Raw genomic sequence first — 24,901 nt, 5'->3', positions numbered from 1 at the left:
ATTCAGTAGGGAGCGAGTGCAACCCGATCTCAGTCGTCCCGAAAATCGCGCAGCAACTCGCCGGTGGTGGCATCAAATTCTAAATCCCAATCTACGCCTTTAGCATCTCGTATTTCGACTTGATAAATATAGCGACCGTATTCTTGCTCTAGCTCAGTATCTGTGATTTTGCCACCTGGATGTCGGGCTAATGCGGCTTTATTGAGCTCCTCAAAGTTTTTAATAGTGCCTGAATCGCGCAATTGGACGGCTTCATGGAGGTTAATGTCGCGTGCCATGAGGCTGTGGCTGGTGAAAAAAAGGGTAGCTGCTCCGAATAAAGCAATCAGCGTTTTCATGATATTCCCCGTTTTTTGCTTTAGATGGCTACAGATTACTGCTTTTTAATTAAATGAAACTGAATGGTTTAGGCCAAGATTCGTCGGCTTGAATTTCCTCCAAAGGCTTAGCCGAGCGACTGAGGTTAGTAGCCAGAATGACCACAAGGCTTAGGGCTAACAGAGTGATCAGAATTTCCATCAGGCTTTCCTCGTTAAAGTGCAATTGGGTTCAGCCTAAGAGGTGATGCTTAAATCAGCCTGAATTCGCGTAAGGCCCATTACAATGGGACACTTTTAGTTTGCTAAATGGGACTACAGGATGTCATCAGCGCCTGTCTTAGAGGGGTCTAGCTTTCTCTATCTACCGCCGGGCTCTTGGGCGACGGTATTGGATTGTCTGTGTGCTCGTTTTCCGGCTATTTCCCGTGATCTCTGGTTGGATCGTATGCGACGCGGGCGGGTGTTGGATGCTCAGGGGCAGTGCATTGCCTCAACCCAAGCCTATCAAGTCGGGTTACGGGTGCATTATTTTCGGGAAGTGGCTCAGGAAACCCCCATTCCCTTATCTGAGCAGTTAATCCATGTGGATGAGCATTTGGTGGTGGCGGATAAACCGCATTTTTTACCCGTGCAACCCAGCGGGTCGTATGTGCGGGAAACCCTGTTAGCGCGGTTGATTCAGCGTTTAGGTAATCCACATTTGGTTCCTTTACATCGTATTGATCGTTTAACCGCAGGTTTGGTGCTGTTTTCCACTAATCCCAGTACACGGGGGCGCTATCAGGCGTTGTTTCGAGAGCGGCAGATGCACAAAGTCTATGAAGCCATCTGCCCACCTTTGCCGGAGCAATCGTTCCCCTGTGAGCGCAAAACACGTTTGGTCGAGGGTGACTTGTTTTTTCTGATGCGTGAGCAACCCGAAGCCACGCCCAATACTGAAACTCGGATCGAGCTGTTAGAGCGTCGAGAGGCTTATTGGCGTTACGCCCTGTTTCCAGTGACTGGAAAGCGGCACCAGCTACGGGTACATATGGCGGCTTTGGGGGCGGGTATTTGCAACGATCCTTTATATCCAGTACTGCAATCTCAAGCCGACCGCACGCAGGATGACTATCAAAAACCGCTCAAACTGTTAGCGCGGGCCTTGAGTTTCACAGATCCGATGACGGGAGAGCCGCGCAGCTTTCGCAGTCAACAAACCCTCGAATGGCCTTGAGGATTTAGGGATGCGTTTAGTACTACTTGCTGGATTACTGGGCCTAGGTTTATTGGGGCAGGTTGGGGCACAGGAGCCTGATGGGATTGCATTGCGGCTGGGCACACAGGTTCTACAGGTTGAGGTAGCCGACACGCCAGAAACCCAGCGGCGGGGGTTGATGGAGCGCACTGAATTGCCTGAGTCCGGTGGTATGTTGTTTGTGTTCGATCAATTATCCCGCCGTTGTTTATGGATGAAAAATACCCCCTTACCTTTGTCTGCCGCCTTTATGGACGATCAAGGGCGTATCCTTAACCTAGTGGATTTAGAGCCTCAGGATCTAACGCCGCATTGTTCCCGTTTGCCCGCGCGTTTTGCCTTAGAGGTCAATCAAGGATGGTTTCAGCGCCACGGGATTCAACCGGGAGCACTGATTGAGGGCTTGCCTTTAACGCCGTCCAAAAACTGACAGAACGCAATAGTTGCCTTCTAGGGGGCGCTATAGTAGCGACACGACCAGAGCCGTGCCTTCTGGTCTCTATAAAAAGCCTTGAGAGCATGTACGCATGAATAAATATCTGTTGTTTGTAGGGAGCCTGTTAGGCGCTGTCGCGGGCGGAATAGGTTCTGCGCAGGCTCAAGATGCACAGGCTCTATACAACAGCAAAGCCTGTGTTGCCTGCCATAAAGTGGATATGCGCTTGGTGGGGCCATCGTACAAAGAAATTGCCGCTAAATACGCAGGTCAGGAGGGTGCTGCCGCTGTGCTGGCTGCCCGCATGAAACAGGGTAGTCAGGGAGTTTGGGGGCCGATTCCTATGCCACCCAATGCCTTAACCGACGAAGAGGCTCGTATTTTGGCTGAATGGATTTTGCAACAGTGATGCCTAGCTCCGGTACGATCCTGCTCAATTGCGATATGGGCGAAAGCTTTGGCGTTTGGACATTGGGCCAAGACGAAGCAGTGATGCCCTTTATTGATCAAGCGAATCTGGCTTGTGGTTTCCACGCGGGTGATCCCTTAAGTATCCAGTGTAGTGTGGCCTTAGCGGTAGAGCATGGCGTGCGTATCGGAGCCCATCCGGCTTACCCTGACTTAGTCGGCTTTGGTCGTCGTCACCTCAGTTGTTCTCCGGCAGAGGTGCAGGCTTTGGTGCTGTATCAAATCGGAGCTTTGGATGCCTTTTGCCGAGCCGCCGGTACTGAAGTCGCTTATGTAAAGCCCCACGGTGCTTTGTATAACGACTTGGTTAGCGACGATGCTTTGTTAAAAGCCGTATTAGAAGCCTGTGCCGCTTACCGATCAGGGTTGCCTTTGATGGTCTTAGCACAGATTGATAACCGACGTGAGCGTAAGTTAGCCGAAGCCCTAGGCGTTCCCTTGCTGTTTGAGGCCTTTGCCGATCGCGCCTATCAAGCCGATGGACATTTGTTATCCCGTCGTTTGCCCGGTGCTGTGCACCACGATAGCCAGCGTATTTTGAGCCAAGCACTGGCTATTGCACGTGGCCAATCCTTTCCCGATTGCCACGGCAACCGTTTGCACCTCAAAGCCGATAGCCTTTGTGTGCATGGAGATAATCCAGAAGCTTTAGAGGTTCTAAGGCGCTTGCGTCTTGCCTTGGATGGCAGGCCCGCGTGATAGGCTGCGAACCTGTGGGCGCTGAGGCGCTGTTATTGGTTTTAGCTGACCAACCTAGCCCTGAGCTGTCTGGGCGTATCCGAACATTGGCTGAGCGTATTCTGAAGCAGTTAGGCCCGCTGATACGGGATTGGGTCGCCGGTTGGACGACCCTATTGCTGCATTACGACCTGTGTCTAACCGATCATCAAGATTTAGAACAGCGGCTTTTGCCTTTGCTGAGGGATTGGCTTACTGATAAAGCCAGCGCCTCATCTTTAAAACCTTATCAGCATGAGTTAGCCGTTTATTACGACGGCCCGGATTTAGCCTATGTAGCCGAGCAATCCGGGCTGAGTGTGGCCGATGTGATCCAAATTCATTCCTCTACCCTATATTGGGTGGGGGCTGTGGGCTTTGCTCCAGGTTTTGCTTATTTGGGTACTTTGGATCAGCGCTTGGTGTTGCCGCGCCGTTCAACGCCAAGGTTAAGTGTGCCTGCCGGTAGCCTAGCCATTGCTGAACGTCAGACTGCGATTTATCCGCAGGCCTCTCCGGGGGGCTGGCATTTGTTGGGGCGTTGTTTAGAGCCCTTATTTGACCCTGACACGCAGCCGCCTGTGCGTTTGCAATTGGGAGATCGCGTGCGATTTGTTGCGGTGGATTTGGGATCGCTTGATGACTGATGCCAGCCTACCAAATGGATTGCGTGTATTGGCCTGTACTCCTTTAACCCTATTACAGGATGCCGGGCGTTGGGGTTGGCAACATTTGGGGGTATCTCCCAGCGGAGTGATGGATCTCCGAGCGGCGGCTTGGGCCAATTATTTGCTGGGCAATCCTTGGGGAACGCCACTGCTGGAGTGGGCTTTGGGCGGTTTGCGTTTACAGATTAAACAGGACACTTGGATTGCGGTTTGTGGTGCAGAACGATCCATTACACTGGATGGGCAAACTTGTCCCCATGCCACCCGCTTTGCGGTGCGCTCAGGTCAGTTACTAGAGCTAGGAGCTGCTGTAGCGGGGCTGTGGGGCTATCTGGCCGTGGCGGGAGGCTTTCAGGTCAAGCCCGTATTAGGCAGCGTAGCGACTCAAATGCGTGAGCGTTTGGGCGGCCTGGGTGGGCAAGGTCAGATCATTAAGGCGGGGGATTGGCTCCCCTGTCACAGAGCCCATTATCCAAGGGCTGCCCATCGACCCCTAGCTTTTAAACCGGATTATCGGAACCCTAAGCCTGTACGCGTCATGCTTAATCCAGCCACTGTAAAGGATGGATCTTGGACGGATGCCCCTTTTTGGGAACAACGCTGGAGGTTAAGTCCAAGCTCAGACCGTATGGGGATTCGGCTACAGGGGAAGGCCTTGGCTGCATTACCCGTTGTGCCTTGGTCACAGGGCGTAGTAACGGGGAGTATCCAACTGCCTCCCGATGGTCAACCCATAGTGCTGATGGCGGATCGGCAAACCATCGGGGGCTATCCCGTGTTGGGTTGGGCACATCCCTTGGACTTGGGCGCATTAGCCCAAATCCCCGCAGGACAGTCGGTGCAGTTCCAGCCCATAGAGCGCGCGCAGGTTCAACAGGATTTACGCTGTTTCTACCGCTTTTTTCGCCCCGATGCTCAGACTTAGGGCAGTTGTACCTGAATGCTACCGTCAGCAACTACGTTGATGGACTGAGTGCCGGACTCAATTTCGGGCGCAGCGGCGGCATCAGCCATGCGTTCAGCCTTCATCATCATCGGACGTATAAAGGGCGGTTGATGAATGCTATTGCTGTTCAAGTTGAGCTGAATGATTTTATAGCTGGAGCCTCCCAAGGCTTCGGCAGCTAGTTGGGCGCGGGTTTTAAACGCAGTGATGGCATCTTTCAGCAGTTGATCCTCTACCTTTTTGCGGGCGGGTTCGGAAACACTAAAGTACAGGCTGCCGACCTTTAGTGTGTTCAGCAGCTCGGCAGTTAGGTTGGCTAGGGCTGAAAAGTCCGCACTTTCCAGCCGAACTTCCGCCCGCTCCCGCCAACTGATAATGTGCTGGCCTTCCTTATCGTAGGTGGGATAGCTGTTGCGGTTGCCTAAGCTAATGGCGATGTTATCGACTTTACGCGCCTGCTCAAGGGCTGCATTGAGAGTGCGCGTGGTAGTAGCGGCGAGTTGTGCTGGATCTTTGTCCTGCGATTCCGTGTAGAGGGTAACGTGCATGCGGTCGCGAGCTACTTCCGTGCTAACTTCTGCATTGAGGGACACTTGGTTGTACACAAGCGGCTCAGCCCAGACAGAGCCTGCAAATAGGCTAACTAGTGCCAAAGTACTGGCTGTAAATAAGGCTTTTGAATGCATCATAATCAATCCCTGTAGTCAGTGTGTTTTAGTTTGACGCGGTTTCTTTTCGTTATATCCTACAAAAAGTGCGTCCATTTGCCACATATCAGTGGGCATGGCTGTAGCTTGCTATACTCGAAAACCGCTTTCGGAGCCTCCATGTACGCGCCTGTTCAATTGCTGTCAGCCAGCCGCCTGAATCTTCGTCTGCTTGTCCTAATCCGCATTTTAGTCTTGGCCTCTCAAGCAGGCTCAGTTGGATTAGCTTATGCCAGTCAACTGATGACTCTACCTTGGTTAGCCATTGGCATGACCTTAGCCGTATCTGCCGTGTTATGCATGGCCAGTGCCATTCGTTTGCAAGGGCCTTGGCCGGTAACGGAGGTGGAATATTCAATCCATCTGGCGTTTGACCTGATCATCCATAGTTTGCTGCTGTACTTTACCGGAGGGCCCACCAATCCCTTTGTGTCTTTTTACCTCGTACCTCTAACCATTGCTGCAGCTACTTTGCCTTGGCTGTATACCTTCGTGCTGTCTGGTTTGGCCCTTGGCAGTTATACCCTGCTCTTGATGTGGTACGACCCTCTGGATATCAATCCTGTGTACCAAGCCACCTTGCAGATTTATGGCATGTGGCTCAGTTTTGCATTAGCCGCGGTGTTGATTACCTTTTTTGTGGCTCGTATGGCCGAAGAACTGCGCCGCCAAGAGCAACGCCAGGCGGATCGGCGCGAAGAAAGCTTGCGTGATCAACAGTTATTAGCCGTTGCTGCACAGGCGGCAGGCGCGGCCCATGAGCTGAGTACCCCTCTGTCTACCATGAGTGTATTACTGAATGAATTGCGTCAAGATTGGCCTGATCCTCGTTTGCAAGAGGATTTAGCCTTATTGCAATCTCAGGTACGCCTGTGTAAAGAGACCCTACAGCAATTAGTTCGTGCTGCGGAGGCGGAACGCCGCCAAGCCATTCAGGAGCAAACCGCCCGGGAATGGGTTGAGGCGGTGGTCAATCGTTGGCACCTGATGCGTCCTGAAGCCACGTACAGCTATCAATGCGAAGGAATTGGAAGTCCACCGCGCCTGATGCCGCCTGCTGATTTATCGCAGGCTTTGATGAATGTGCTCAATAACGCCACTGATGCCTGCCCAGAAAATTTGGATATTCGTCTGGGATGGGATGCTCAATGGGTTCGCGTCACCATTCGGGATCATGGCCCAGGGGTTCCGTTAGCTATTGCTGAACAAATCGGTAAGCCTTTTTTCACCACTAAGGGGAAAGGCTTTGGTCTGGGATTATTTTTAAGTCAAGCCAGCGTCAATCGTGCGGGAGGGGCCGTCAAACTGTATAACCATGAAGATGGTGGCACCTTGACAGAACTTTGTCTGCCGTATGAATTGACGCGTGCCTGATCTATGCGAGGGGGGATCACTAAATGACTACAGCAGGACACGAAGACTTACCGCGTGAAGGAGAGGATAAGCCCCTGTTGCTGTTGGTGGATGACGACAGCACTTTTACCCGCATTATGGCCCGAGCTATGGACCGTCGGGGTCTGCGGGTACAGATTGCCTGTTCAGCGGACGAGGGCTTGGCCATTGCTCGGGAAGAAGTCCCCGACTATGCCGTGCTGGATTTAAAAATGAATGGGGATTCGGGTTTGGTATTGCTGCCTAAATTACTGGAAATTGATCCAGAGATGCGGGTGGTGATTCTGACCGGCTATTCCAGCATTGCCACGGCAGTGGAGGCGATTAAGCGCGGAGCCTGCAACTATCTGTGCAAACCTGCAGATGCGGATGATGTGTTGGCGGCGATTTTATCCAACCACGCCGATCTGGAGTCCCTAGTACCGGAAAACCCCATGTCGGTAGACCGTTTACAGTGGGAGCACATCCAGCGCGTACTCAACGAACACAATGGCAACATTTCGGCTACAGCCCGTGCTTTGGGTATGCATCGAAGGACGCTGCAACGTAAATTACAAAAACGCCCTGTACGGCGTTAATGATGTAAGCGTGCACAAGGATAAGCCCATTTACAACAACTAATCCGCTTTAAGTTGGGATAAAGGAGCTAGGTGATGAACCTGATCGTCCAGACGCTGACCATTACTGCGCCCGTTTTTGTCATGCTGTTTGTAGGGGCTGCAATTCGGCGTTTGGGGTGGATTGATGCTGCTTTTATTTCTACAGCCTCCAGTTTGGTGTTTCGGGGCACGATGCCGGTTTTACTCTTTTTATCCTTACTTAAAGCCGATTTAAGCCAATTAAAGTTGGAGTTAGTGCTGTATTTTGCCTTGGCTACTTTAGGCGCTTTTTTCTTAGCTTGGGCTTGGGCGATCTATCGCTGCCCTAGGGAAGATCGAGGTGTCTATGTACAGGGCACTTTTCGCGGTAACAATGGCATCATTGGACTGGCGTTATCCAGCACTCTTTATGGGGATTACGGCATGTCCTTGGGAGGGGTGTTAGCCGCAGTTGCCATTTTGTTGTACAACAGCTTATCCGCCATGATTTTGGCGTTTTATAGCACTGAGGTTAAAGCCAGTCCGCGTTCTATCTTGCTGAGTATTGCCCAAAATCCTCTGATTATTGGTGTATTAGCAGGAGTGCCTTTTGCCTATTGGCAAATCGGTTTACCCGACTGGCTGTTAGTGTCTGCAGAATCCTTTGCCCATATGACACTTCCATTAGCGCTCATCTGCATTGGGGGATCTCTGTCTTTAAATGCCTTGCGTGCTGAGCGCGACTTAGCCTTAAGCGCCACTTGGATGAAGGTAGCTTGTTTACCCCTGATTACGACACTGGGTGCTGTGTTGTATGGATTTAGAGGCGCTGATTTAGGGGTGCTGTTTTTGAACTTTGCCAGTCCAACCGCAGCCGCCAGCTTTGTGATGGCTCAGGCGATTAGGGCCAACTATGAGTTAGCGGCAGCCATTATTGTACTCACCACTTTGGCCGCAGCACTGACCATGAATATAGGCATCTTGGTATTACAGGCTATCGGCTGGGCGTGATGGTTGCTACCTCATTGGGTTTAGCGAGGTGCTAGTACAGGCCTTGGGATTTTTTGGGTTTCACTTCTTTTGAGGCTAAAACCATGACTTGGGTCGCCTGCTCTTGGGTTAGGTTATTTTTACGCATAGCCTCCCCCAAGGCACTGACAGCTTCAACTAAAGCTCCCGTTAGAGCCAAAATTTGGTGCTGCAACCCGCTAAGTTTTATTTCCTGCTGATCTGCATCGGCTTCGTTCGCAATAGGTCTGTTTAACTCGCGCTGTAGCTCGGCCTTTTGTTCAGCAATCTGCCGTTTCAGTTCGCGAATTTGCCGCAAAATTTGTTTAAGAGTATCGGGTAAATCACTGTTCTCAATATCTTGGTCTTGGCCCTGGGTTTTAGTTTTTTGGCTGGCAAAGAGGCTGTGTGCCTGAGCTGATAGATTAACCCGCACATCCTCTGAGGGATGTGACGTAGGTTCCGCGCTGGCTACAGGCATTGAGGAGGTGTTCTGAGTGTTACCACGTGCGTAGGTACTGAATGCAGAGATCAAGGATTCGATACGCATACCAAGGCCCCATAAATGCTCTGTTTGGTTATCGGCACAGCAGTTTATTTCTCTAGGCTTACAGGATAAACGGATACCTTTAATCCTAAGCGGTACGCAGTAGCACCCTTAAGTGATAAGATCGCGCCCCTGTGCAGCCGGCTGTCCGACAGCTTGTTGCCTTGGCTGATCGGTTTTAGCCTTGATAAGCTATATGGTTGTTTTTGAGGGAAGACTGCATCCATTGTGTGTAGTCTCTGCCCGATTTTGTTTCCTTTAATCCATCGGATAGTCGTATGAAAACCGCACAAGAGTTCCGTGCCGGCCAAGTGGCCAACATTAACGGTGAGCCCTGGGTCATCCAGAAAGCCGAATTCAACAAGTCCGGCCGTAACAGTGCCGTTGTAAAAATGAAGCTGAAAAACCTGCTCAACGGTTCAGCCACTGAAACCGTTTACAAGGCAGACGATAAATTAGAACCCGTCATTTTAGAGCGTAAGGAAGTAACCTACTCTTACTTTGCTGATCCTCTGTATGTGTTCATGGACAATGAGTTCAATCAGTACGAGATCGAAAAGGGTGATCTGGAAGGCGTTCTGACCTTCATTGAAGACGGCATGACCGACGTATGTGAGGCCGTGTTCTACAATGAGCGCGTTATCTCCGTTGAGCTGCCCACCACCATCGTGCGTGAAATTGCCTACACTGAGCCTGCAGTACGGGGCGATACCTCCGGTAAAGTGATGAAAGTAGCCCGTCTGAGCAACGGTGCTGAGCTGCAAGTCTCCGCGTTTTGCGAAATCGGTGACTCCATCGAAATCGATACCCGCACCGGCGAGTACAAATCCCGCGTGAAGGCTTAACGCATTAAAACCTACTTTTAGTGACCCGCATTAAGGAACTAAAAGTAGGTTTGAGGGTAAAAGAGTACGGATTTCACGTATCTCAGATTAAGAGGAATAGGGATGAAAAGGATCCTTCTAGGTTCCATGCTGATGGCTGTATCCTTTGGAGCCTTAGCAGAAGCCCCCGGTGGCCCAGGTTGCGGTTGGGGAAACATGTTATTTAAGGGCTCTAAAGGATTGCCCTCGCATCTGGTGGCCTCCACTACCAACGGTTCTTCAGGGAATGCCACCTTTGGTATGACCTCCGGTACTAACGGTTGCCGTACGGACGGTACTCTGACTTACGACGGTAAGCCCATGTTGGTTGTCAGTAACATGATGGATGAGCTGTCGGAAGATATGGCGAAGGGCGAAGGGGAAGCCTTGACGACCTACGCCGTCGTGTTAGGGGTTGAACCAGAAGATCGAGCCCATTTTAAATCCATCACCAATCAACACTTTGCTGAAATTTTCAGTTCAGCCGATGTCACCGCGGAGCAAGTCCTAGCGGCTACTTTGGATGTGATGAAACGTGATGATCGCCTCAACCGTTACGTTCGTAGCTAACTGATGCGGCTTAAAAGCGCCCCTTATGGATTTAGGGGGCTGCTTAGTGGGTTGATGGTTCGAGGCCTTCTGTGGTTTGCGCTGATCGGCTGTGGCGCTGTTCAGGCTGCTGTTCCTGCCTTAGATTCGGCGAAACGCTCTCAGTTATCCCAACACGAATTTTGGTTGCTCCTTAATAGGTACGAGCGCGATGCTTGGGGCCGTTGGCGTAGTCATGTGGTGGATGAGTCGTTTTTTCTCAGTAAAGAAGGCTTACAAGATCCTCAAGCGGAGTTAGTAGCGACTCTAAAGGCTTTATATGCTCCTGTGCGTCTTGCCGATCAGCATGCCCAGTGTGTGTATCCGGCCCGTGCGCGCTGGCTCAGGGAACAACTTCAGCTAACCGATTTACCTAAAGTAGATTGCCCTGCGTTTCAGCAATGGTTTGCCGAAATTAATCCGCACCATGTGGTGTTAGTCTTTCCGGCGGCTTATTTAAATAGCCCCTCATCCATCTTTGGACATACCTTATTGCGTGTCGATCCGCCCGAAGCGGCCGATCGGGGAACCTCATTGTTAAGTTATGCCCTAAATTTTGGGGCCGCTATTGATGATGCGGATAACAGCATGCTGTATGCGTGGAAAGGCGTGATGGGTGGTTATCCCGGGCAGTTTGCCATTTTGCCGTACCACGAAAAAATCGCCGAATACAATCGGTTGGAAAACCGTGATCTGTGGGAGTACTCGCTGGACATCACCCCTGATGAAGCTGTGCGTATGCTGGAGCACGTCTGGGAATTGCAGCGGTTTGACTTTGACTATTACTTTTTTGATGAAAACTGTTCTTACCGAGTATTAGAACTGTTAGAGGTGGCACGTCCAGGGCTGCGTTTAACGCAGGACTTTCACCTAACTGCTATTCCTACCGATACGGTTAAGGCGGTGCAAGAGGCGGGCTTGGTCACTCAGGTTCGTTATCGTGCTTCGCGTGAGCGGGAGTTGCTGGTGCGTGAAGCGGAGTTGACAGAGCAAGAGCGTACTTGGGCCAAGCAACTGGCAGAAGGGGAGCGCACCTTAGAGGATACTGAGTTTCAAAGACAACCCACAGCACGGCGCGCTTTGATACAGGATGCGGCCTATCGTTTGTTGCGGTATCGAGCAACGGGCAAGGATCGTGATACCCAAACAGCGCGACGTAGTTACGCACTGTTGCGGGGCATTCAGGATAATCCACCGAATCCGCTGGAGGTGACTCAGCCAGAAGTCCCAGAGCTCGGTCATCAATCACGTTCTGTAACGGGGACGCTGGGTCAGCGTGAGTCCCGTACGTTTGCTGAGTACGGTTTGCGTATGGCTTACCATGATCTGAACGACCGCCTTACTGGATTTCCCCTAGGTGCCCAGATTGAAATTGCCAAGTTAGCGGTTCGCCAATATGAAGGCGGCCATTGGCAGTTTCAGAACCTTGAGTTGGCTGGGATTCGCTCCATGACACCGCGCACGGATTTGTTAAAACCTTGGTCGTGGCAAGTACGAGGGGGTTTAGAGCGCGTTTTGGATCAGCATGAGCAAGAGGTGCTGGTCAGTCATGTCAGTGGCGGTGGCGGAGTTACTCAAGCTTGGACGGATCAATTGAGAACCTTTGGCTTAGTCACTGCGCGCCTTGAGCACAATCGAAATTTTGGCGCTTTTCTGGCACCGGCCTTGGGGTTTAATACTGGGCTTTTGTGGCATAACACGTTAGGAGGTTTTGTGCTGGAAGGTTCAGGCGATTACTTTCACAACGGAACTGTGCGGCGGCAGTTTCAGGCCACTCAGCAGTGGGACTGGGACAAGAACTTAGGCATTCGGTTTTCCCTCCGACGTGACTTTACTCAAGGGTTCGAGCCTGTGACCGAGGCAGGTTTAGCCTTGCGTTGGTATTTTTACTGAGGGAAAGCCCCCTTACATTCAAGCGTTAAAGGCTACAATGAGCCCCCTAAAGCGTTCGATGATAGGAGTGGCGTAGTCGTGGCGGCAGTATCCATCAAGCAACTGACCAAGGTCTATGCCAATGGTTTTCAGGCACTGGCCGGCGTTGATCTTCAGATTCAAGAGGGCGATTTTTTTGCCCTGTTAGGGCCAAACGGTGCGGGAAAATCCACCCTGATTGGCATCCTCTCCACCTTAGTGAACAAAAGCGCAGGGCAGGTTGAGGTGTTTGGTCATGATTTAGACACCGATCCTGCGGGGCTTAAACGCTGTCTGGGCGTGGTTCCTCAGGAGTTCAACTTCAGTGTGTTTGAACACTGCTTCGATATCCTAGTGACGCAAGCCGGTTACTACGGGGTTAAGGCCTCCATTGCCAAGGAGCGGGCTGAGGAGTGCCTTATCCAGCTTGGTTTGTGGGATAAGCGCGATACGGCAGCGCGTATGCTGTCTGGAGGCATGAAGCGCCGACTGATGATTGCGCGGGCCTTGATGCATCAGCCTCGTTTGCTGATTTTAGATGAGCCAACTGCTGGCGTTGATATTGAGTTGCGGCGCTCTACTTGGGACTTTTTAGCCGAGCTCAACCGCAAGGGCACCACCATCATTCTGACTACGCACTATTTGGAAGAGGCCGAGCATCTGTGTCGCCATCTGGCCATCATCAACCACGGCCATATTGTGCGAAATGCCAGCATGAAGTCCTTGCTGAAAGAGCTGCCTGCTGAAACCCTAATTTTGGATTTAAAAAAACTCTGCACTCAAGCGCCCGTGTTATCGGGCTATACCGCGCATTTGGTGGACGAGCATAGCTTGGAAATACAAATTGGTACGCAACAGGGCTTAACGGATTTATTCGCGCAGTTAGCTCGGCTTGGCATTGAGGTGTTAGGCGTGCGCAGTCGGACTAATCGTTTGGAGGCCTTATTTGTCTCGTTATTGGAGCAACAGCCGACTGAGGTTCAAGCATGAAAACTGCATTCTATGCCAATCTGGTGGCCCTAAAAACCATCGTCCGGCGTGAAGTGCGGCGCTTTGTACGCATTTGGCCTCAGACGCTATTGCCAGCCTGCATTACCACGCTGCTGTACTTTTTGATTTTTGGCCAATTGATCGGTAGCCGTATTGGGGAAATGGATGGCTTCCCCTATCTAACCTACATCGTACCCGGCCTGATCATGATGTCGGTGATTACCAACGCCTATGGCAATGTGGTTTCCAGCTTTTTCAGCACCAAATTCCACCGGTCTATTGAGGAGCTCTTGGTGTCTCCGGTTTCGCCCCATGTGATCATCAGCGGCTTTGTGCTGGGAGGGATCTGCCGAGGACTGTGTGTAGCGGTTTTGGTATCTGGCTTATCTATCCTGTTTATCGACTGGCCCTTGCATCATCCCGGTGTGATGTTGTTGGTTGTACTGCTGGTGGCGGCTATTTTTTCTTTAGGTGGTTTTATCAATGCTGTATTTGCACGGAATTTTGACGATATTTCCATCGTACCCACCTTTATTTTGACACCTCTGACCTATTTAGGTGGCGTTTTTTACTCCATTCACCTGTTGCCTTCGTTCTGGCAAGGGGTGTCGCTGGTGAATCCTATCCTGCACATGGTCAACGCTTTTCGCTACGGAATGCTGGGAATATCGGACATTCACATCGGTATAGCCATAGGTTTTATGACTTTGGTCAGTATAGCTCTTTATGTATGGGCCTATTTCTTGCTTAAGGAAGGACGTGGTATAAGGCACTAAGAAAGTGGTTTTTAAGTGTCTCATCGTGAAGGAGTGGCTCATTGAGTGTGCAGCATTCGGCTGAGCAATCACCGCTTGGCAAAACGACAGAGTATGTGGATCGCTACGATCCCAGCCTGCTGTTTCCTATTTCTCGTGCTCTAAAATGGGCTGAGCTAGGGATGTCAGCACAAAGTTTGCCCTATATTGGTGCTGATGTCTGGAATTGCTACGAACTGTCTTGGCTGCTGCCTACTGGAAAACCCGTAGTGGCGGTAGCTGAGTTTCAGATTCCAGCCGATTCGCCTTACATGATTGAGTCTAAGTCCTTCAAGTTATATCTTAACTCATTGAATCAAAGTGTTTTTTCTGACGTTGCTCAGTTGACTGGCGTGTTGATTCAAGATTTATCCGCCGTAGCGGGTAAGGCCGTGACTGTACGTATTAAGAGTTTAGATGAGGCCCGTTTAGAGGGCATTGCAACACTGCCGGGGCAGTGTATTGATGATATAGACATCAATATTGAGCACTACGATGCCCCAAAACCGGAGTTGCTGCGTGTCTCCCAAGCGGCTTTAGTGGCAGACTTTTGCTGGTATACCCATTTGTTGCGTTCTAATTGTCCGGTTACAGGGCAGCCTGACTGGGGCAGCTTGGTTATTGATTACCGAGGCTTAGCCTTAGAGCCCGCCAGTTTATTGGCGTATATCGTGAGTTTTAGGCGGCATGCTGATTTCCATGAGCAGTGTGTTGAGCGTATTTTTTTGGATATACAGCGCTTGGTTCAGCCTGAGCGTTTAACTGTGTATGCACGTTATGTGCGTCGCGGGGGATTGGACATTAATCCCTACCGCACCACGGATGCAGGATGCTCCATCCTGAACCTGCGCACGGTGCGGCAGTGAGCTTATCTATAGTGGAGATTAGATCCCCATATTGGCTAGGCTTTGTACGATATTGCGTAGTGTAACAACCAAGGTTGGGTGTTCCACTTCTAAGCGCTCCACGGCCAAATTTAGGGTGTCGGTGAGCGAGTTTGAGTCTTGATTGAGAGGAGTATTGTTAGCCAGTCGATCAGTAATGTCCTGTGCCAGTGCGATTAAAGAAGCACGCTCGGCTTCAGTAAGCGTGTTACTCTGGCTCAGCTGATCACGCAGGGCTGTGAGGTGGGATTGCAGTTCGGGTGTGGACATGATGACTTCCTTAGGAAGGTAAAATAATAGTTTTAATGGATGCTCAGTTTGAGGCTAGCTTAAACTAGCCTTCCCGGTTTGTCGTAAATTGAGATGGTTGTGCTCTGCTTGAAGCTTGAGTCAGCCAATAGGTTTATATACTCATCTTCGAATTGGCGGTACAACCGCCCAATGGCGTTGTTTTACAGGGGTCTACTTTGATGCTTAGTTCTGGAATGAAACGGTTGGGTACCCGCAAAATTGGGCCCGTTATTGTAACGGTAGCGGCCATGCTAAGCCCTACTTGGTCATGGGCTACTGCTGAGCAAGATCCGTGGGAAAATGTAAACCGTGCCATTTTCCGCTTTAATGACACACTGGATACCTATGCATTAAAACCTGTTGCACAGGGTTACCAAAAGATTACCCCTGAATTGGTACAAAAAGGGGTTACTAACTTTTTCAATAACATCGGTGATGTAGCAAACCTTGCCAACAACCTATTACAAGGCAAGGTTCAGCACGCTGGTGTAGATACCAGCCGTGTGTTGTTTAACAGCACCTTTGGTGTGTTGGGCGTTATGGATGTAGCCACCCCTATGGGGCTACAACGTAATAACGAAGATTTTGGCCAAACCTTAGGCGTTTGGGGTGTTGGCTCTGGTTCTTATGTAATGCTGCCGTTCTTTGGCCCTAGTACCGTGCGTGATGGCATTGGTCTAGTGCCAAATGCCTATATGGGCCCCTATCCCTATATGAATAATATGGGGGTGCGTAACGGTATGTATGCCTTGGATGTAGTGGATGATCGAGCTAATCTGCTGGCCGCCGAGAAGCTGATTACAGGCGATCGCTATGTATTCATTCGTAATGCCTATTTGCAAAATCGGGAATACCTCATCAAAGATGGCGAAGTCGTAGACGATTTTTAATCGAATACGCCTCATATCAGAGCGTGGCTTCGGATGAGCAACTGATGTTCGAAGCCACATTTGGAGGGTTGGGTGTTTTCGAGTTACCCTTTGGCACAGTGAACAGACTTGAAACGCTTAAGGTATGAGAGTACCGTCTGCGCCATAAAAGGGCACTCTGGCGCTTGCGCCGAGGCATGTCATCGCTCAGGGTTAATCTGGTAGCAACATGTCCAATCCTCATGCCACGCTGCTAATCATTGATGATGATGAGGTGGTTCGCTCAAGCTTAGTGGACTACCTTGAAGACAGTGGCTTTAAGGTCTTTCAAGCCGGTACAGGCGCTCAAGGGCTAGCGCTCTTTGACCATTGCTGTCCCGACTTAGTGATCTGTGATTTGCGTATGCCTCATATGGACGGGTTAGAGCTAATCCGCCAATTGCATGAGCGCCATCCTGATTTGCCCGTCATTGTCATCTCCGGTGCAGGAATCATGAAAGATGCCGTAGAGGCATTACGTCTTGGTGCTGCAGATTACTTGATCAAGCCTGTCGAAGATTTAGCCATGTTGGAGCACTCCATCCAGCGGGCATTGGATCGTTACCGTTTGCGTCAGGAAAATCAGCGCTATCGACAGCAGCTTGAGACGGCCAATCAGAGTTTGCAGGCCAGTTTGCAGTTGTTACAAGAAGATCAGGATGCTGGGCGGCAGGTACAAATGAACATGCTTCCGCCTACACCTTGGGCTGTAGATGCGTTCCAGTTTGCTCACCGTATTATTCCCTCTTTGTATCTCTCCGGTGACTTTGTCGATTATTTTCGTATTGACGAGCGCCGCTTAGGTTTTTATTTGGCGGATGTATCAGGACACGGTGCTTCCTCTGCGTTTGTAACGGTGCTACTGAAGTTCATGACTACTCGCTTGCTGTACGAGTCGCGTCATCGTGGGGTGTTACCTGAGTTTAAGCCTTCAGAGGTGCTGTCCTACATCAACCAGGGTTTGATTAATTGCCATCTGGGTAAGCATGTCACCATGTTAGGGGGCGTGATTGATCTTGAGCGCAACCTACTACACTACAGTGTAGGTGGGCATCTTCCTCTGCCTGTGCTATTTAGTGAAGGTAAAGCTCGCTATCTTGAAGGGAAGGGGTTACCCGTTGGTTTGTTTCCTGAAGCTTCTTATTCGGATTTCCAACTGGAGCTCCCAGAATCTTTTAGTTTGACGCTGCTGTCTGACGGTATCTTAGAGGTTCTGCCGGACAAAACATTAGCGGATAAAGAGCGGGCTTTGCCGGAGCGTGTTGTTCAGGCTTCAGGGTGTTTGGAAGGGTTGATTCAGAATTTTGCCCTTGAAACGCTCAAAGATATGCCTGATGACATTGCCATACTGGTCTTAAGCAGGAACCTTGCATGAGTACCGGAAAAATCCAGTTTGCGGAGCAAAACGGAGTTTTTGTCCTGAAATTTACCGGGGAAATTCGTCTGACCTTTTGTTCGGCATTGGATGCTGCTATCGAGCGTATGTTTATGGCTTCTAGCTTTTCATCCGTTATTGTGGATTTGACAGAAGCTTGTAGTTTAGATAGCACAACGCTGGGACTGTTGGCGAAGCTGTCAATCTTACATCGTCAAAAGACAAAACAGTTACCTACTCTAGTGAGCACCTGTCCTGATGTGACACGCCAAGTCACCTCAATGGGATTTGAGCAGGTGTTTAATATTGTGACTCAGCCTTTAGGTAGCTTATCACCGTTAAACGAGCTACCCATGCAACAGGATTCGGAGGCGGCTATTCGGGCCAAAGTGATAGAGGCTCACCAAATTCTGATGAGCCTTAATGAGCCGAATCGGATGGCATTTCGGGATTTAGTAAGCGTATTAGAGCGTGAGGCTTAACTGAGTAGTAGGCGCTCTAGCTTAACTTGATCCTGCGCAAACAATCGAATGCCTTCGGCCAGTTTTTCGGTGGCCATTGGATCTTCATTCATGGCCCATCGAAACTTAGGCTCATCTAAGTTGATGTTCGGTTCAGAGGCTTGGCCCGGTATGAGTTGTCGTTTCAGCTCACCTTGCGCTTGGGCCAACTGTTGTAATAAATCAGGGCTAATAGTTAAGCGGTCGCAACCTGCTAAGGCTTCAATTTGGGAGAGGTTACGAAAGCTAGCGCCCATGACTACAGTGGAATACTGGTGTGCTTTGTAATAGTCGTAGATACGAGTCACAGAGCATACTCCGGGATCTTCGCTGCCTTGGTAATCCCGGTTTTCGTGCTTTTTATACCAGTCGTAAATACGTCCTACGAAAGGTGAAATCAGATAGACTCCAGCATCAGCACAGGCAGCAGCCTGAGCAAATGAAAAAACTAGGGTCAAATTAGTGCGAATGCCCAGTCGCTCAAGCTGTTCGGCAGCGCGTATGCCTTCCCAAGTAGCCGCAATTTTGATCAGGACTCGCTTGGGATCAACTCCGGTGGCGGTATATAAATCCACCAACCTTTGAGCACGCGTTAAGGTGGCCTGCGTGTGAAAGGACAATCGAGCATCAACTTCCGTTGAGATAACGCCTGGAACCAGCTTAAGCACCTCTTGACCTACAGCGACTGCAAAACGATCGCAGGCCTGATTAAGGTCAGTCTGAGCTAAGTGTTTGGCTCGGTTGAGTTGCTCGGTATAGCGAGGAAGTAGGGCCGCTTTAAGCAGCAGTGAAGGATTGGTGGTGGCATCTACCGGTTTTAAATGGCTGATGGCATCTAAGTCACCAGTGTCTGCAACTACTGTAGTAAAGGTCTTGAGTTGATCCAGTTTAGATGTCATGGAACCTGCTCTTGAAACGGGCTGAACCTGATAATAGTCAGGTTAAAACTATTACAGCACGCTAACTCAGCTGTGTTGCAAAGTCACGTCTTCAGCAGACTAGAGTCTCTTAGGCTGAGATGGATTCTAGGGCTTGGCAACGCTGTGCGTAGGCTTGAATAATATCGGTCAATGCAGGTGGTGCGGCTTGAGCCAGCTCATCTCGGGCTTTACGTAGGAATTTTAAATGGCCTCGATGCAGCGCTTGTAACAACCAATAGCGGGCTTGGCTCCATTGTTCTTGGCTGGCCAGAACCGTCGCTAAGCTGAATTGGCCCCGAAAGTCGCCTGCTTGTGCCGAGCGTAAATACCACTGGAAGGCGGCTTGAGTATCGGCAGGGCCAACCCGGCCTTCTTCTAAATAGCGTCCGACCAAGTTCATGGATTTAGCATGTCCCAGTTCAGCGGCTTGCTGGTATAAATGAAAAGCGGCAGCCTCATCAGTAGGACCAATTTGGCCAGTTGCCAGCAAATTGGCTAGGTTATACATCCCCCAATCTAAACCTAAATGGCTAGCACGTTCATAATAGGAGGCGGCTGTAACGACATTGACGGTGCAACCCCATCCGTGTTCTAAACAGCGGCCCACCATATTGCACGCCATGGGATGTCCCTGAGCGGCTGCGATGCAGAACCATTGGAAGGCGAGTCGAGTATCTTTTTGAATGCCGTATCCATCCAGCAGAATTTGCCCTAGGAGTGCTTGAGCTTCAGGCTCACCAGTGCGTGCCGTTTCTAATAAAAGGCGGGCCGCTTGTTGGGGGGGGAGTTGGCCGGGTTCCAATTGATCTAGCGTAACCGGACGCTGATGGTATAAACCTTGAGCCATGTTTACACCTCAACCCAGCGGCGTAGCAAGTTATGGTAGGTGCTAGAAAGCTGCACTAAAGCGGGGTTTCCCGGAAGTTCTTGGGTTAAAGCTTGAATACTTAAATCCAGCTCATACAGCAGGGTGCGTTGAGCATCCTCGCGAATCAGGCTTTGAATCCAAAAGAATGAAGCGAACCGAGCGCCCTTAGTAACAGGGGTGACTTGATGCACACTGGTACTGGGATAGAGTACGAGGCTACCTGCCGGAAGTTTAACGGGCTGTACGCCGTAAGTGTCCTGAATGATCAGCTCACCTCCTTCGTATTCGTTGGGATCGCTAAAAAAGAGGGTTGCGGATAAATCTGTCCGAACTCGCTCAATGCTTTTGGGAATATCCCGCACGGCATTATCAACGTGAAATCCAAAGGTTCCTCCTTCGGTATAACAGTTGAACATGGGGGGATAGACCTTATTGGGTAACGCAGCAGACATAAATTGAGGCGTTTTCCATAGGCGCTGCAACATAACCTCGCTGATGCTGCGAGCCAGCGGATCCCCCTCTGCTAGCTGTAGGTTGCTTTTAAGCTGAATGGATAAATGTCCGGCAGTCGTCTTACCGTCAATCCAGTGGGCTTGGTTTAACGCTTGGCGTATTTCCGCAAGCTCGGCGGCTGAAAATATCTGAGGGATGTGCAACAGCATAAGGGAGCCCCCCTATTAACAACGAATAACAAGTAAAAATTTTTATCATTATATCTTCCAATTACAATTGTAATGTAACAAAATTAAAACAGTAAATGAGATTTTTTCTTAAACAAAACAAGCTTAAATCCACCTTTTGCAGGTTTGGCTATAATGTCAACGCAATCCCCTCGCTTTCAATACCGTTACCATATGTTATCTTCAGCAATAGGTGTTGCTATATCAGCGCTTCCTTTGCAGGCTGTAGGGCAGTCATCTGAGGCGAATGTCACACCAAGGACTCAAAAGCAGCCAGCGGAAGTAACAGAAAAACAAGTCTCTTCAGGCTCAGGGGATGAGCCTATTGCCCTAGAAGCTGTCTCTGTTACAGGGCAACAGGAGCGTGGCAGTTATAAAGTGGATGAGTCTGTAAACCGTCGCTATACCGCGCCTTTACGGGAAACACCTAAAACGATCACGGTGATTAGCGAACAGGTGATTAAAGATACAGGCTCTTTAACCCTAGTGGATGCTTTGCGTACTGTATCAGGTATTACTTTTGGCTCGGGGGAGGGGGGGAATCCAGCCGGTGACCGTCCGATCATCCGTGGCTTTAGTGCCGAAAGTGATCAGTTCGTTGATGGTCTGCGAGATGTAGCTTCGCAAACTCGGGAAATCTTCAACATTGAACAGATTGAAGTCAGTAAAGGGCCAGGTTCTGCCTTTGTGGGTGCAGGTTCCACAGGTGGTGCTATCAACATGTCAACCAAAAGCCCTAAGCGTGAAAACTTTAATAACCTCAGCTATACATGGGGTACGGATCAGACCCGTCGCTATACGTTAGACACCAACTATGTGCTGACAGATCAAGTGGCATTTCGTCTGAATGTGATGTCCCACGATGCTAATGTTGCAGGTCGTGACAAAGTAGATGTAAATCGCTGGGGTGTGGCTCCGAGTCTGCAAATTGGCTTTGATACTCCGACGCGCTTGCTGATGTCTTACTATCATCTGGATACGGATGATATGCCAGATTATGGTGTTCCCGTCGAAGCGAGTGCAGGAGCGGGCAAGAAAGCCCGTCCCATCGGTGGTGATCGAGATCGTTTCTATGGCTACTCCAGCGATTATCGCGACAGCACCACTGACTCAGGCTATCTCAAGTTTGAGCACGACTTTAACGAAAATATCACCCTGACCAATGCCTTCCGTATGGTGCGTACCACTCTTGATTATGTGGTAACGAGCCCGGCCTATACGCGAGTTAACGGCGCAGATTATGTGTCTCGGGGTTCCAGAAGCCGTGACTCCACCTCTGATGGTTGGGTCAACCAAACGGATCTGAAAATTAAATTCAATACCTTCGGTTGGGAGCACAACCTAATTGCCGGGGTAGAAGCCAGTTACGAAGACGTACATAACCGCCCCTATGCGTTCAGTGTCAACGGTAGCTGTGCGGGCACAAGTGCTGTGCCTTTATCCAGTCTCCTTAGCTCGGGGCGTTGTACCTCCTTAACTAATCCGACCTACGATCAGGGTTATACTGGGGTCGTTACGCCCGGTGTGAACTATACCGACACCCGTACCGAAACCTTGGCGGCCTTTATGTTTGACACCATCAAGTTTAACGATCAGTGGTCGTTTAACTTTGGCCTACGCCACGACGATTTCGATACCGAATCCCGTGGTGTTCGCACGGTGAACAGTCAAGCTGAACGCTTCAACTTTGAAAACAACACCAACTTCGTCAGTTATCAAGCGGGTATTGTGTTTAATCCGTTACCTAACGGTAGCATCTACTACGCTCAGTCTGTTTCCTATAACCCAGTGGGGGAGACCAGCGGTGAGGGCGCAGATGGTCTGGCTGCAACCAACCAGGATTTGGAGCGCGAGCGTAACGATAACTGGGAAATCGGTACCAAATGGGAGTTCTTTGATAAGCGTCTAGGCATCAACGCAGCTTTCTTCCGTACCGAGAAAGACAATGCGCGCTTTACTGACCAAGCAGGCGCGACCAGTAATATCGGTAAAGTGGTAGTCAAAGGGGTCGAGTTGGGTATCAACGGCACCATTATGGATAACTGGGATGCCTTTGTTAACTACACGTATCTGGATAGCGAGATTGAAAAAGGCGGTGCTGTCAACTTGGGTACGACCGCCGCGCCCAATTATGTGGACGGTGCTAACGATGGCAATCATGTGCCTAGCACGCCGCGTAACAGTCTAAGCCTTTGGACTACCTATAAAGTAAAGTCTGATTTGATTATTGGCGGTGGTGCTAACTACATGGACCAACGTTATGGTAATGCGACTAATACGATAGAGGTGTCCAGTTACTGGCGGTACGATGCAATGGCCGCTTATCAAGTGAATGAAAATCTTGATTTTCAACTCAACATTCAAAACCTTACCGACAAACGTTATTTTGATCAAATTCGCGCAGGCTATGCCCACGTAGCTCCGGGGCGGACAGCACTATTGGCGACTAATATTAAGTTTTAATAGACGCACATGGGTTTGCAAATAACCTATCCAGTAAACCCGGTCTGAGTACCGGGTTTACTGCTTATTAGGGCGCTATATTCAGAGAAACAGCCCCAATCTCCGTTGTGCCTTTTGTATTAAAGAGTTCAGCTTTAGTGGGAGGCCAAGTAAATGAGATCATTACCCGCTCACGAGCTACTGTTTGCTTTGTATGTTCACGAGCTGCTTCAAGCGACAGATAGTATTTGCCAGGCTTTAAATCCTTAAGCGGGCCTTGAGTGGTATCAAAATGCAAGGTTTCTACACCGGGGCCGCGGGTTGCACCGGTCACGCCGTCAATGGGAAATTTCTGATCTTTACCGCCACGCTTCCACCAGTGACTGAGATCTGGCAGCCATTTCAGTCCTTTATTATTGGGAGCCTTGGTTTTGTACCACACTGCCAGATGAGCAACCTGTTCTTGGTTAAAGGTTTCTATCCATATAGCAACATAGGGTCGGCGATAGTTATGGGTTTCGATCTGAGGGAGCTCCACACTCACATCCATAGTGGCGGCTGTCAGTGGAGTGGATAAAAACGCAGTGCATACGAGCATCGCTGAAATGCTAGACCTGATGAACATAAGAGCGCTCTAGTGAAAGAAGAAGAGTATTAAAATAAGCGGCAATAACAGACCAAGACCCATGACAGGCCAAGTGAAGGGTCGCCCACTGGCTTGGCGCTTTAATAACAGCAGTCCTGATGCGCTAAAAACGATGCAGCTAACTGCAAAAAAGTCAATAAACCAGCTCCAAGCAAGGCTGTCATGACGATTTGTATGTAGGTTATTAAAGAAAGTAATCCATCCTTGAGTAGTCGTCTCTGAAATCACTCGGCCTGTTTCTCGGTCAATCTGAATGCTGGTGTGTGTTCTAGGAGAGATAGCAGCTTCCAGAGCGTATTCAGCAGATAACTCCAGTGGGCTAATAGAAAGATCTAAGCCCAAATTTTGGCTTAACCAATACTGCACATCATCAGGTAATGCTGATTCATCTGCTGCCTGTAGCTGCTGGAGTAAAAGAGGGGGGAGCTGTAGTTCACTGGTTCGTACTTCTGCGGGAGACTCCAGTTGTCCCGAATGGTTAAGTGTCAATCCCGTCACAGCAAAAAAGAAAAGTCCAGCCAGTCCTATTGCAGAACTAATCCAGTGCCATTGACGTACAGAGCTTGGCCACAGTCGCATGGTGTTGCTCACCTTATTAAAGAAGATGAATGGATTGAGGGGGAGGTGAATATTCTAGCGATGATGGTAGAAAATACTAAGCATTCGCCCAAAATTGCCCTTTTTTCAAAAAAGTTAAAATTAATGCTTGACCTACTTACTAAAGTCCTTATAATGCGCCCCACTTCTACTGCAGAACGCAGCGAAAAGACGAAGTAAATCAAAGGGTTACCGGTTAAGCTGTTTCGGTAGCTGGTTTTTAAGTCTGATCCTGCTAAGTCGTAGAACTGCTTGAGTTTAGATTGTAGTTGCTACCCTGGTCATTTCAGTCAGTTTAGCGTAACCTGAACTTAACGTAGTTGTGGTACCCGCCCCAAGCGCGGTTTGAATCGAAGAAAAAAGATTCGAAAAAAGCTTGACAGGATGTGAGGCTGCTGTAGAATGCGCGGCCTCGGTTGAGACGAAAGGCTCAGCCAAACGCTCTTTAACAACTAAACCAAGCAATTCGTGTGGGTGCTTGTGATTAAGACTGGCAATCAAAAGATTATCAGCATCATAAGTAACTCGTGAATTCATGAGTTTTTGCGATTGCTGAGCCAAGTTTAGAGTTTCTCAAAACTCGTAAGATTTAAACTGAAGAGTTTGATCATGGCTCAGAT

30 protein-coding genes are annotated in these 24,901 nt (G+C 49.8%); 19 read left to right on the top strand and 11 right to left on the bottom strand.

Going from position 1 to position 24,901, the window contains the following annotated elements:
• Positions 1–29: 29 nt before the first annotated feature.
• Both LX59_RS12490 and LX59_RS16085 read right to left on the bottom strand, forming a co-directional pair.
• Positions 30–338, bottom strand: a complete 309-nt coding sequence (locus LX59_RS12490) for a PepSY domain-containing protein (RefSeq protein ID WP_144572296.1) — start codon at positions 336–338, stop codon at positions 30–32.
• 49 nt (positions 339–387) lie between these two features.
• A complete protein-coding gene (locus LX59_RS16085; RefSeq protein ID WP_281284848.1) occupies positions 388–519 on the bottom strand; it encodes a hypothetical protein in 132 nt (43 codons plus the stop codon).
• 120 nt (positions 520–639) lie between these two features.
• Here LX59_RS16085 and LX59_RS12485 point away from each other — a divergent pair, with 120 nt between their 5' ends.
• The 6 genes from LX59_RS12485 (at position 640) to LX59_RS12460 (ending at position 4,771) form a co-directional block, all read left to right on the top strand.
• Positions 640–1,536, top strand: a complete 897-nt coding sequence (locus LX59_RS12485; protein ID WP_144572294.1) for a pseudouridine synthase — start codon at positions 640–642, stop codon at positions 1,534–1,536.
• Between the two features lie 10 nt (positions 1,537–1,546).
• A complete protein-coding gene (locus tag LX59_RS12480; protein ID WP_144572292.1) occupies positions 1,547–1,987 on the top strand; it encodes a DUF192 domain-containing protein in 441 nt (146 codons plus the stop codon).
• A gap of 97 nt (positions 1,988–2,084) precedes the next feature.
• A complete protein-coding gene (locus tag LX59_RS12475; RefSeq protein ID WP_144572290.1) occupies positions 2,085–2,402 on the top strand; it encodes a c-type cytochrome in 318 nt (105 codons plus the stop codon).
• The gene (locus LX59_RS12470) at positions 2,384–3,160 is read left to right on the top strand and encodes a 5-oxoprolinase subunit PxpA (RefSeq protein WP_425457496.1); all 777 of its coding nucleotides are present in this window, start codon (positions 2,384–2,386) and stop codon (positions 3,158–3,160) included. The genes LX59_RS12475 and LX59_RS12470 overlap by 19 nt, the downstream gene beginning before the upstream one ends.
• Positions 3,157–3,825: a 5-oxoprolinase subunit PxpB gene (pxpB, locus tag LX59_RS12465; protein ID WP_144572288.1), complete on the top strand. Its 669-nt coding sequence runs from the start codon at positions 3,157–3,159 to the stop codon at positions 3,823–3,825. The genes LX59_RS12470 and pxpB overlap by 4 nt, the downstream gene beginning before the upstream one ends.
• Positions 3,818–4,771: a 5-oxoprolinase subunit C family protein gene (locus LX59_RS12460; protein ID WP_144572287.1), complete on the top strand. Its 954-nt coding sequence runs from the start codon at positions 3,818–3,820 to the stop codon at positions 4,769–4,771. The genes pxpB and LX59_RS12460 overlap by 8 nt, the downstream gene beginning before the upstream one ends.
• Here LX59_RS12460 and LX59_RS12455 read toward each other — a convergent pair.
• Entirely contained in the window at positions 4,768–5,478 is a 711-nt protein-coding gene (locus tag LX59_RS12455; RefSeq protein ID WP_144572442.1) for an SIMPL domain-containing protein, read from the bottom strand. The two genes, LX59_RS12460 and LX59_RS12455, sit on opposite strands and share 4 nt — an antisense overlap.
• Positions 5,479–5,619: 141 nt before the next feature.
• On the opposite strand from LX59_RS12455, the gene LX59_RS12450 reads away from it, so the two are divergent.
• The 3 genes from LX59_RS12450 (at position 5,620) to LX59_RS12440 (ending at position 8,480) form a co-directional block, all read left to right on the top strand.
• Positions 5,620–6,873, top strand: coding sequence for an ATP-binding protein (locus LX59_RS12450; protein ID WP_144572285.1), 1,254 nt, complete (start codon positions 5,620–5,622; stop codon positions 6,871–6,873).
• A 23-nt stretch (positions 6,874–6,896) separates the two neighbouring features.
• Positions 6,897–7,469 (top strand): response regulator transcription factor, encoded by a 573-nt coding sequence (locus LX59_RS12445; protein ID WP_144572283.1) that lies wholly within the window; start codon positions 6,897–6,899, stop codon positions 7,467–7,469.
• A 72-nt stretch (positions 7,470–7,541) separates the two neighbouring features.
• Positions 7,542–8,480, top strand: a complete 939-nt coding sequence (locus tag LX59_RS12440) for an AEC family transporter (RefSeq protein ID WP_144572281.1) — start codon at positions 7,542–7,544, stop codon at positions 8,478–8,480.
• 31 nt (positions 8,481–8,511) lie between these two features.
• On the opposite strand, the gene LX59_RS12435 is transcribed toward LX59_RS12440, so the two are convergent.
• Positions 8,512–9,027: a hypothetical protein gene (locus LX59_RS12435; RefSeq protein WP_144572279.1), complete on the bottom strand. Its 516-nt coding sequence runs from the start codon at positions 9,025–9,027 to the stop codon at positions 8,512–8,514.
• A gap of 275 nt (positions 9,028–9,302) precedes the next feature.
• Here LX59_RS12435 and efp point away from each other — a divergent pair, with 275 nt between their 5' ends.
• The 6 genes from efp (at position 9,303) to queF (ending at position 15,036) form a co-directional block, all read left to right on the top strand.
• Positions 9,303–9,869, top strand: a complete 567-nt coding sequence (gene efp, locus LX59_RS12430; RefSeq protein WP_144572277.1) for an elongation factor P — start codon at positions 9,303–9,305, stop codon at positions 9,867–9,869.
• A gap of 102 nt (positions 9,870–9,971) precedes the next feature.
• A complete protein-coding gene (locus LX59_RS12425) occupies positions 9,972–10,457 on the top strand; it encodes a DUF3015 domain-containing protein (protein WP_144572275.1) in 486 nt (161 codons plus the stop codon).
• Between the two features lie 54 nt (positions 10,458–10,511).
• On the top strand, positions 10,512–12,368 hold the full coding sequence (locus LX59_RS12420; protein ID WP_144572274.1) for an Lnb N-terminal periplasmic domain-containing protein: 1,857 nt from the start codon (positions 10,512–10,514) through the stop codon (positions 12,366–12,368).
• A gap of 78 nt (positions 12,369–12,446) precedes the next feature.
• The gene (locus LX59_RS12415) at positions 12,447–13,376 is read left to right on the top strand and encodes an ABC transporter ATP-binding protein (RefSeq protein ID WP_144572272.1); all 930 of its coding nucleotides are present in this window, start codon (positions 12,447–12,449) and stop codon (positions 13,374–13,376) included.
• Positions 13,373–14,152: an ABC transporter permease gene (locus LX59_RS12410; RefSeq protein ID WP_144572270.1), complete on the top strand. Its 780-nt coding sequence runs from the start codon at positions 13,373–13,375 to the stop codon at positions 14,150–14,152. Before LX59_RS12415 ends, LX59_RS12410 begins: the two co-directional genes overlap by 4 nt.
• A gap of 47 nt (positions 14,153–14,199) precedes the next feature.
• Positions 14,200–15,036, top strand: a complete 837-nt coding sequence (queF, locus tag LX59_RS12405; protein WP_144572441.1) for an NADPH-dependent 7-cyano-7-deazaguanine reductase QueF — start codon at positions 14,200–14,202, stop codon at positions 15,034–15,036.
• A gap of 18 nt (positions 15,037–15,054) precedes the next feature.
• Here the strand turns inward: queF and LX59_RS12400 are convergent, their stop codons facing one another.
• Positions 15,055–15,324 (bottom strand): DUF4404 family protein, encoded by a 270-nt coding sequence (locus LX59_RS12400; protein WP_144572268.1) that lies wholly within the window; start codon positions 15,322–15,324, stop codon positions 15,055–15,057.
• Between the two features lie 215 nt (positions 15,325–15,539).
• Here LX59_RS12400 and LX59_RS12395 point away from each other — a divergent pair, with 215 nt between their 5' ends.
• The 3 genes from LX59_RS12395 to rssC all read left to right on the top strand — a co-directional run bounded on the left by LX59_RS12395 (position 15,540) and on the right by rssC (position 18,110).
• Positions 15,540–16,235: an MlaA family lipoprotein gene (locus tag LX59_RS12395; protein WP_144572440.1), complete on the top strand. Its 696-nt coding sequence runs from the start codon at positions 15,540–15,542 to the stop codon at positions 16,233–16,235.
• Positions 16,236–16,443: 208 nt separating this feature from the next.
• Positions 16,444–17,628, top strand: coding sequence for a two-component system response regulator RssB (rssB, locus tag LX59_RS12390; protein WP_144572266.1), 1,185 nt, complete (start codon positions 16,444–16,446; stop codon positions 17,626–17,628).
• Complete coding sequence (gene rssC, locus LX59_RS12385; RefSeq protein WP_144572264.1) at positions 17,625–18,110, top strand: anti-sigma factor antagonist RssC; 486 nt, start codon at positions 17,625–17,627, stop codon at positions 18,108–18,110. The genes rssB and rssC overlap by 4 nt, the downstream gene beginning before the upstream one ends.
• Here rssC and tal read toward each other — a convergent pair.
• The 3 genes from tal to LX59_RS12370 form a co-directional block, all read right to left on the bottom strand.
• Positions 18,107–19,027, bottom strand: a complete 921-nt coding sequence (gene tal / locus LX59_RS12380; RefSeq protein ID WP_144572262.1) for a transaldolase — start codon at positions 19,025–19,027, stop codon at positions 18,107–18,109. The genes rssC and tal overlap by 4 nt on opposite strands.
• Before the next feature lie 109 nt (positions 19,028–19,136).
• Positions 19,137–19,895, bottom strand: a complete 759-nt coding sequence (locus LX59_RS12375) for a tetratricopeptide repeat protein (protein ID WP_144572260.1) — start codon at positions 19,893–19,895, stop codon at positions 19,137–19,139.
• 2 nt (positions 19,896–19,897) lie between these two features.
• On the bottom strand, positions 19,898–20,578 hold the full coding sequence (locus LX59_RS12370) for a Fe2+-dependent dioxygenase (RefSeq protein ID WP_144572258.1): 681 nt from the start codon (positions 20,576–20,578) through the stop codon (positions 19,898–19,900).
• 153 nt (positions 20,579–20,731) lie between these two features.
• Between LX59_RS12370 and LX59_RS12365 the strand changes: the two genes are divergently transcribed.
• Positions 20,732–23,059, top strand: coding sequence for a TonB-dependent receptor (locus tag LX59_RS12365; protein WP_144572256.1), 2,328 nt, complete (start codon positions 20,732–20,734; stop codon positions 23,057–23,059).
• Between the two features lie 67 nt (positions 23,060–23,126).
• Here the strand turns inward: LX59_RS12365 and LX59_RS12360 are convergent, their stop codons facing one another.
• From LX59_RS12360 to LX59_RS12350, 3 genes are all read right to left on the bottom strand, one after another.
• The gene (locus LX59_RS12360; RefSeq protein ID WP_144572254.1) at positions 23,127–23,663 is read right to left on the bottom strand and encodes a DUF2271 domain-containing protein; all 537 of its coding nucleotides are present in this window, start codon (positions 23,661–23,663) and stop codon (positions 23,127–23,129) included.
• Positions 23,664–23,672: 9 nt separating this feature from the next.
• Positions 23,673–24,263, bottom strand: a complete 591-nt coding sequence (locus tag LX59_RS12355) for a PepSY-associated TM helix domain-containing protein (RefSeq protein WP_144572252.1) — start codon at positions 24,261–24,263, stop codon at positions 23,673–23,675.
• Between the two features lie 276 nt (positions 24,264–24,539).
• Positions 24,540–24,842, bottom strand: coding sequence for a hypothetical protein (locus LX59_RS12350; protein WP_144572250.1), 303 nt, complete (start codon positions 24,840–24,842; stop codon positions 24,540–24,542).
• Positions 24,843–24,901 lie beyond the last annotated feature (59 nt).

Source organism: Azomonas agilis, assembly GCF_007830255.1.
Taxonomy (GTDB): Bacteria; Pseudomonadota; Gammaproteobacteria; order Pseudomonadales; family Pseudomonadaceae; genus Azomonas; species Azomonas agilis.
The sequence above is the reverse complement of the archived record's forward strand: the minus strand, read 5'-3'. Positions and strand labels throughout refer to the sequence as shown.